Source organism: Kocuria sp. CPCC 205231, assembly GCF_040980965.1.
GTDB lineage: Bacteria > Actinomycetota > Actinomycetes > Actinomycetales > Micrococcaceae > Kocuria > Kocuria rosea.
In genome coordinates, this window is record NZ_JAVKPP010000035.1 from 1 (window position 1) to 7,319 (window position 7,319).

The 7,319-nt window shown below is 68.9% G+C and carries 6 protein-coding genes and 1 pseudogene; all 7 read right to left on the bottom strand.

From position 1 onward, the window contains the following. Positions 1-521 (bottom strand): annotated as a pseudogene (locus RF640_RS18465) (conjugal transfer protein); the annotation flags it as partial. After that, entirely contained in the window at positions 518-2,272 is a 1,755-nt protein-coding gene (locus RF640_RS18470; RefSeq protein ID WP_368828616.1) for an ATP/GTP-binding protein, read from the bottom strand. The gene RF640_RS18470 and the pseudogene RF640_RS18465, both read right to left, overlap by 4 nt. Beyond that, complete coding sequence (locus RF640_RS18475; protein WP_368828617.1) at positions 2,272-3,789, bottom strand: SCO6880 family protein; 1,518 nt, start codon at positions 3,787-3,789, stop codon at positions 2,272-2,274. The genes RF640_RS18470 and RF640_RS18475 overlap by 1 nt, the downstream gene beginning before the upstream one ends. After that, positions 3,770-5,608, bottom strand: a complete 1,839-nt coding sequence (locus RF640_RS18480) for a type IV secretion system protein (RefSeq protein ID WP_368828618.1) — start codon at positions 5,606-5,608, stop codon at positions 3,770-3,772. Before RF640_RS18480 ends, RF640_RS18475 begins: the two co-directional genes overlap by 20 nt. After that, positions 5,601-6,350 carry a hypothetical protein gene (locus tag RF640_RS18485; RefSeq protein WP_368828619.1) on the bottom strand — a complete coding sequence of 250 codons (750 nt, stop codon included), beginning with the start codon at positions 6,348-6,350 and terminating at the stop codon, positions 5,601-5,603. Before RF640_RS18485 ends, RF640_RS18480 begins: the two co-directional genes overlap by 8 nt. A 46-nt stretch (positions 6,351-6,396) precedes the next feature. Then, positions 6,397-6,696: a hypothetical protein gene (locus RF640_RS18490; protein ID WP_368828620.1), complete on the bottom strand. Its 300-nt coding sequence runs from the start codon at positions 6,694-6,696 to the stop codon at positions 6,397-6,399. Continuing rightward, positions 6,693-7,319: DUF6668 family protein (locus tag RF640_RS18495; RefSeq protein WP_368828621.1), on the bottom strand; the 627-nt coding region annotated here is incomplete at its 5' end. The genes RF640_RS18490 and RF640_RS18495, both read right to left, overlap by 4 nt.

Here is a 7,319-nt window from a genome sequence, read left to right on the forward strand (position 1 = left end):
GCGGCCTGGGAGGTGGTCTTGCCGGTGCGGGTGCCCCAGATGTGCAGGAGGGTGTCCTCCCAGGAGGCGTAGAGGGTGTGGCCGCCGCGGACCATCTTGCCGATCATCACCCCCGGGGTGTCGACGCCGAAGCGGGCGGCCTTGGCCTTCGCCTGCTTCTCGGTGAAGGGAGCGACGTCGCGCACCGAGGCCATGCGCGGGGCGGCGCGGTCGTGCTTGACGACCTTCTGGGTCTTCTGGTGGCGCTTGAAGGCCCACAGCACGAACAGTGCCGCTGTCACCAACCCGAGGGTGGCGGCTAGGACGATCTCGGTGGTGCGCCATGGAAGGTCTCCGGTGAAGGTGCCCAACGACCGTTCCCAGTACCCATCCGGCAAGGACTCCCCACGCGGGGTGAGAGCCTGTCCGGCGGTGTTCACCAAGTAGAGAAGCGCGGGGATACCGACCAGCGCAAAGAGCAAGGTGAGCAGCAGGGCGACCTCCCCGCCGCCGGTCTTGTACTTGCGGTCCAGGGAGCTCATCGTTCGCCCCTTTCCTGGGCGGCGCGGGATTTGGCCTCGTGCCACTTCTTCTCGGTGTCGTGGACCTGGGACCGGCGTTCGGTGGGGGTGAACTCCATCGAGAACGGAATCCCGGCCCTCGCACCGACCTTGATGAAGAACTTCCCCTGGCCCGGCGGCGGGGAGGTGGTGCGATCGTCGAAGTACCACTCCCGGTTCTCGGGGTCTTCCAGCCAGGCCCGCAGCTCGGCCTCGTTGATCGTGAGCCGGTCGGTGGAGGCGTACACGTCGTCGTTGGTGTACTGGATCTCCTCGTCCCCGCGGCGGTTCCAGGCCGGCGGGTCCTGCCAGGCAGCGAGCTGTTCCTGCTCGCGCATCGACAGCGGCACGGACTCGGTGAGCAGCGGCATCTCGGATTTGGCCAGCCCGCCGAGGATCTTGATCCCGCAGCGGTCCATGATGCCCTTGGCCTTCGCGCGGTCCTCCTCACCGCGGACGGCCATCAGGTCAGACGGGGTGTGGGAGGCCATGATCTGCCCGACCCCCATCTCCCGGTTCAGACGGGTCAGCGCGTTGACCTGGTCCACGATGCCGGGCCCGGCCGCCAGGGTGTTCCACAGCTCATCGAGGATGAGCAGGAACCTCTGGCGTTCGATCACGCGATCGTCGGCGAGCATGTTGGAGGTCCGCACCGTTCCGGTGCCAATCGACCAGCATGCCAACAGCGTGGCCGCCCGGAGGTCGGACTCGGACTGGGAGATCCGCGAGAGGTCGAAGACCATCGGCCGGGAGGCGTCGATCTTGTTGGTGGAGGGGCGGGCGAACATCTGCCCGAAGGCCCCGGTCCCGCACAAGGAGTTCAGCGAGGACTCCAGACCCTCCGTGATGGCCTCGTAACGCTCATCGTTGCCGCGATCCAGGGAGACCTCGCGCACCTCGACCGGCTTGTCCTTGAGCACCTGGCGCAAATCCGCCATGACCGGGACCGTGCCGGACTCAGCGTGGCGGGCTTCCAGGACGGTGAGGCACCGATCCAGGATCTGATCCTCGCGCTCGTCCAGCGGCTTCTTGCGCAGAATCGCGATCAGGGACCGGATCAGGTCGAAGCGCCGGGTGTGCAGATCGGCCAGCAGCTCCTCCGCCTTCGCAGCAGAGAGCAGCTTGGCCGCGGCGACCGCTCCGGCGTCGTCGAGCGGGTTGATGTGGCCGACCCCGCGGCCCAGCGGCAGCACGGCCCCGCCCAGGTGCTCGATCATGGCGACGTGTTCGCCCTTGATGTCGCCGAGCACCATCGGCCACACCCCGAAGGCGGCCAGCCCGATGGCCATCCGCCGCAGCAGGGAGGACTTGCCCAGCCCGGGGTTGGCCATGATGAAGGCCGAGGGGTTGGCGATCACCCGCAGCTTCTGGAACCAGGAGATCGGGTCACAGCACACCGGCTCCCCGCTCAAAAGGTTCCGCCCCAAAGGGACGCCTTCCAGCGGGGAACCGCCGCCCATGGGGAAGGGGAAGAGCCCGCACACCTGGTAGTTGGTGCCGCGCATTTCCCGGATCGGGTGCAGCAGCTGCGCCTCGCCCAGTCCCCGGCCCTTGTGGCCCCGCGGGCCCGGGCGACGGGTGGAGGAGGCCGTGACGGAGGTGCTGCCCGTGCGCTTCGGTCTAGTGGAGACCTTGCCACCCCTCATCCGAGCGAAGGCACGGTCCAAGACGGTGGTTGAGGCGTTGCCCCGGCTGGCCGGGAGGATGATCTGGTCGCGTTTCGTGGTGGCCATTAGAGGGCGTTCCTCACGGTCGAAGGCAGGGCCAGGTGGTCCGGGATGACCACGCCGAGGGGCAGGCCGGCGGCGAAGGTGGAGTCCTGGGCGCCGTAGGCCTCCTCCAGGCGGATCCTCGCGGAGGTCCCGAGGTTCTCGATGATCGCTTCGGCCTCGTCGAGCTCGCCCTTGGAACGGACGGTGGCGGTGACGACGAGCCCGAAGTTCAGCAGCCCTGCCCCGTCGGCCTCTTCGGCGGCGGTGGCTTGGGCGGCGCGGGTCTCACGGGTGTCGCGGGCGGTGGCGCGGTTGCGGGAGGAGGCGTTGAAGGTGGCGGTGTTGATGTCGTTCTCCACCATCTGGGCCGCTCGGGCCGGATCGATGGGGCGGTAGAGCAGGGTGACGCGCTTGCGCACCAGTTCCGGGTTCGGGGCGATGAGGGCTTGGAGCACGTTGGCCTGGACGGTGGAGCGCGGGGGCACGGACATCGCCCAGGACTTCGACCAGGAGTTGTTGTGGTGGTAGCTGTCCCAGAAGGTGTCGGCGGCCTGGGGGCCGACCTCGCTCCAGTTCAGTTCCGGGGCCTTGCCGGCGGCGTGGGCGCGGTCGAAGAGGATGGCCTCTCCCGGGTCGTAGGCCACCCGGATGACCTCGCACAGCTGCTGGGCGGTGAGCGGGGCGGCCACCCCGGCCCCGGTGTCGTTGAGCGACAGGGTGAGGTTGGGCAGCCGGGCGGCCAGGTCATCGGCGACCTCTTCCGGCTTGCGGATGCGCCCGCCGGCCCGCACGGAGGCTTTGAAGGTCACCGCGATGTAGGCCCGGGTGACGGTGGCCCCGGTGGGCAGCATCTGCACGGTCTCGTTGATGACGTCGCGGGCGAAGGCCGGGGCATTCTCCGCCATGCGGGCCTCGATCTTCCGGGCGAGGCGGTATCCGGAGTCCGGGGCGGTCTCGATCGTCACCGAGGCCGCGGTCAGCCCCGGTTCGTCGGTGAGCATGCCCAGCCAGTGCGCCCAGCGGTCCACCCACCGGTTGATGTGCTCCTGATCGACCATGCCCCCGCCGTCGGGCTCGGAGGAGAACACCACGGTGTAGTGGTGTTTCTGCGGGACCTCGACCAAGGCGAAGGGGCGGCCGTAACCGTCGACGTGCTCCGTGATCCTGGAACGTGCCGAGACCCCGGGCAGCTTCGTGGTGCCTGACGGCACCCGGCTGACGGGGCCGGCCCGGTAGACGTTGGCCCCGGCGTAGACGGCGTTGGCCCACCCGGCCCGGCGGACGATCCGCTCGATGAGGGTGCGTCCGTGCTTGTTCTTGCTCATGGACAGCGCGATCAGGGTCAGGATCACCGCTTCGAAGCCCAGGGCCACCAGCCACAGGTTGAGCATCATCAGCAGGATCCCGCCGACCACCCCACCGATCAGCAGCACGGTGCCGGCCGTGGAGAGCCCGGCCAGGCCCTTGGAGGTCGGGGTGCGGAAATTGCCGTACACCCGCGGCCGGTTCTCGCTCGTCTTAGCTTCGGTCTGCGCCATCAGGGCGGCCCTCGTTTCCGGTCTCGTTGGCGATCTGCGCCTTGAACGCACGTGCCTGTTGCTGGGCGGCCTTCGCCGCCTGTCCCGCGCCGGTGGGGCCCGTGGGACGGGCCCCGGAGCGTGCCGGTGCTGCACCAGCACCGGACCCCGGCGTGGGACGAGCCCCTGTCCCAGCTCCGGCGCGAGGTGCCGCCCCGGTGCCGGGGGTCGGTTGCGCCCCGGTCCCCGTAGAGGACCTCTGCGCACCGTCCTGGCCGGGGGTGCCCGTGGCGGACGCTCCCGCCGCTCCGGTGCTTCCGCCGGTGCTGGAGGTGCCGGCCTTCGCGCTGGACTCGGTGGCCTGGGAGGCGGCTTCCCCGGTCTTCTGCACGGCGTTGGCGGCCGCCATGCCCGCCGCCACCGGTGCCGCCGCTGCACCCGCGGCTGCAGCACCAGCGGAGCCCGCCGTGCCTGTGGCACTGGCCCCAGCGGTGCCACTGGCCCCACCTGCAGCCGGCGACGGACCCGCAGGCGCGGAACCCGACCCGCCCTTCGAGGGCGGCGTGGAGGAGGAGTCAGAGCCGAACCCGCGTCCCGAGCGAGCCAGGTGGGAGGCTCCCTGTGGGATCGCCGCGCCCATCGCCGCGATCCCCAGCGCCCCGCCGCTGCTGCCGCCGGAGGAGGACATCGAGCCCAGTACGGGGCTGAGGAAGCCGATGAGCACGGGCAGGGCGAACACGGAGGCGACGATCATCATCAGCCCGGCGGCGAACTGGATCAGCCCGCTGCCTCCGTCTTCCCAGACGCCGGTGGTGGACATCTTGATCGCCAACCCGTAGATCAACGCCGCGGCCGGCTTGTAGAAGGCGAAGGCCAGGGTCCAGGCGATGACCTTCTGGAAGAAGCTCTTGCCCGTCTCGGTGTTCAGAAAGGCGGCTGAGAGCGGCAGGATCCCGGCCATCAGGAACAGCATCCCGGTGCGCAGCACCATCAGCATCAACTGGATGATGTTCACGATGATCGCCACGACCCCGCCGACGATGATCAGGATGACGTTGCCGCCCAACCACACCGGATCCGCCGCCCCGGCACTGGTGGCGTTGTCCAGGGCCAGAAGCTTGAGCACATCGGTCTGGAAGTCCTCGCCGATGGCCGAGTCGATGATTTGGACGGCCAGGGCGTCGGTGCCGGCCACCAGCACGTTGAGGATCGTCACCCCGGAAGCGGTCACCACGGCCAGGGTGAGCAGATTCTTCAGCAGGTCCCTCGCCGGTTCAGCGCGCTGGGTCCAGGCCATCTGAGCCCCGGCAATCATCACGCTCAGGGCGGCCACGGCCAGGGTGAGGTAGAAGGTCTGGTCCTGGATGAAGCCCACCGACCCGGACAGGTTTCCCGCCCGAGCCGGGACGAGGAAGCCAATCAGGCTGGTGGCCCCACCAATCAGGGCGGCCCCGGAGGCCAGCACGGTGGCCGTGTTGACCAGGCCGGCCCCGTCGCCGCGGCGGGCGTTGGTCGCCAACACGATGCCCAGGAACAGCACCCCGAACACGCACACCCCCAGCCCGATCCAGCTCGCGTAGCTCAGCAGCAGATCGACCTGATCGTTGAACGCTCCCCGGACCGGAGCCTCGGCAGCGCCGCCGTTCTCGCTAGTGAGGCTGGCGCTACCAACCGTGGTCCACATCGACCCCAGGGAGGCGATCGTCTCGACCACGGCCGAGGTCACACCGTCCGCGATCTGATCCAGCGCATCCCCGGCCGCCCCGCTGAGCGTGCTGCTGATGCCCTCCTTGGTCTTACAGATGACGTCGATGGGATTGCAGCTGTTTTCCTCAGCCATCGTGAGGACCCCACTCGATGTACCCGCTCAGGTCTGACACCTGACCGGACACCGGGCCGGGATCGCCGTTCTCCTGGAAGGAGACGTGCCAGTCACCCTCCGTCCATACGAGGTCAACGCCGGTGGTCATGTAGATGTCCTCGGTGCCGTCGTCGGCGGCAACGACGACCTCCACGGACGCTTTGTCTGCGGTGTAAGACAGCAGCCGGAAACCGCCGACTTCCAAGGGAACTGTCGCAGTGTCACCTGAGCTCAGTCGTTGCTGGACCTGGCCGATGGCCACGTCTCTGCCCGGGCCGTCCACGGCCTGCGCTTTGATGGTGTCCAGCAGTAGCTGCGGGTCATTGCCCGAAGTCAGGATGTTCGTGGTGGCAAGAAGTGCGCCCTCGGGGGTGTGGGAGTAGCAGGAGCGGACGCCGGTGGACTCATCCACGGTGCCAGGCCCGTGCTCCTCCGAGGACGGTGCGTAGATCGCGCCCAGGGCGGTCCATTCGACGTCCTCGGGGGCTTTCGTGAGCGTGGTGCCGCCGGTGGCGTCCAGCCCGCACACCGACTCCTCGCCCGAGACCGGTTCGGCGGTCGTGGCCGGTGCCGGGGCGGCCTGGGTGGGCTCTTCACCGTCGGGCCACAGCCACAGAACTACCCCCAGCACGATCAGCAGCGCGACCAGGACGGCTGAGATGAGAAAGCGGGGGGCCTTCCACCAGGTGTTGTTGTCGTCGGTCTGGATCTGATCTGTCACCTGCTGCTCCTCTGATGCGGGGGGTTGGTCTTGCGGAGGCCAGAGGTCATGCCCCGGAGATGAAGGAGAGGATCGAGGCGCCGCCGGAGATCAGAGCCACGGCCAGCACGATTTTGATGATTCCGGAGACCTCTTCGGTGGTCTCCCCGCGGCGGGCGTCGAAGGCCATCTTTCCGCCGACCACCAGCAGGCCTAGGACGGCGATGCCCAGGGCGATCCATTTGCCGACACCGACCATGCGGTTCCAGGTGTCGCCGATGCCGGGAGGGGCCAGCGGGTCGGAGTCGGGCAGGGCGGACGGCAGCGCCAGCACGGTGTCCTGTGCAGCCAGTACGAGGTCGATCATTGGGGGGTCCTCTCAGAAAGTGCTTCATCGGCTGCCTCACCGAGGGCGGTGAGGACTTTTCTCGGCTCCCGGGCCATGGATTCCCAGTCCACGGTCCCGGTGAGCCGGAGCTCTTCGATCCAGGGCACCACCCAGGTGGAGGGCACACCGCCGGAGATCACCCGGGTCGCTGCGACCAAGGACTTCGGGGTGCGCCCCGGGGCATCAGCCACCAGGACCAGGCCTTGGAGGTCGACATCGGGGTGGGCGCCGGCGGCCCAGTCGCGGGCGGCGAGACGGGCGGCGTCGAGGCCTCGTTTGTTCTGCCGGGCCACGAGGAAGACCGGCGCTGGGGCGTGCTGGGTCTCCTCATCTGGGCGGGCGGGCCACCGGTGGTGGCAGGAGGTGCCGCCGAGCAGGTTGGCCAGCACGGACTCCCCGGCCCCACCGTGGACACCGAGCCAGAACACGTCATGGGTGGTGGTGAGAAACCGCCCCAGTCGCCCTTCGTCCTCGGAAAGACCGGTCACGCCTCGCTGGGGACCTGAGGCGCCGCGGAAGACCGTGACGGTCTCCTCGGGGACGTCTTCGAAGATCGGGCGGGTCTGCTCCTGGGTGGAGGGCGATACCAACTCAGCCCAACG

Bases quoted from the DNA above. Each gene is read 5' to 3' on its own strand.
- RF640_RS18490 (WP_368828620.1), bottom strand. From the start codon at position 6,696: ATGATCGACCTCGTACTGGCTGCACAGGACACCGTGCTGGCGCTGCCG.
- RF640_RS18480 (WP_368828618.1), bottom strand. From the start codon at position 5,608: ATGGCTGAGGAAAACAGCTGCAATCCCATCGACGTCATCTGTAAGACC.
- RF640_RS18475 (WP_368828617.1), bottom strand. From the start codon at position 3,789: ATGGCGCAGACCGAAGCTAAGACGAGCGAGAACCGGCCGCGGGTGTAC.
- RF640_RS18470 (WP_368828616.1), bottom strand. From the start codon at position 2,272: ATGGCCACCACGAAACGCGACCAGATCATCCTCCCGGCCAGCCGGGGC.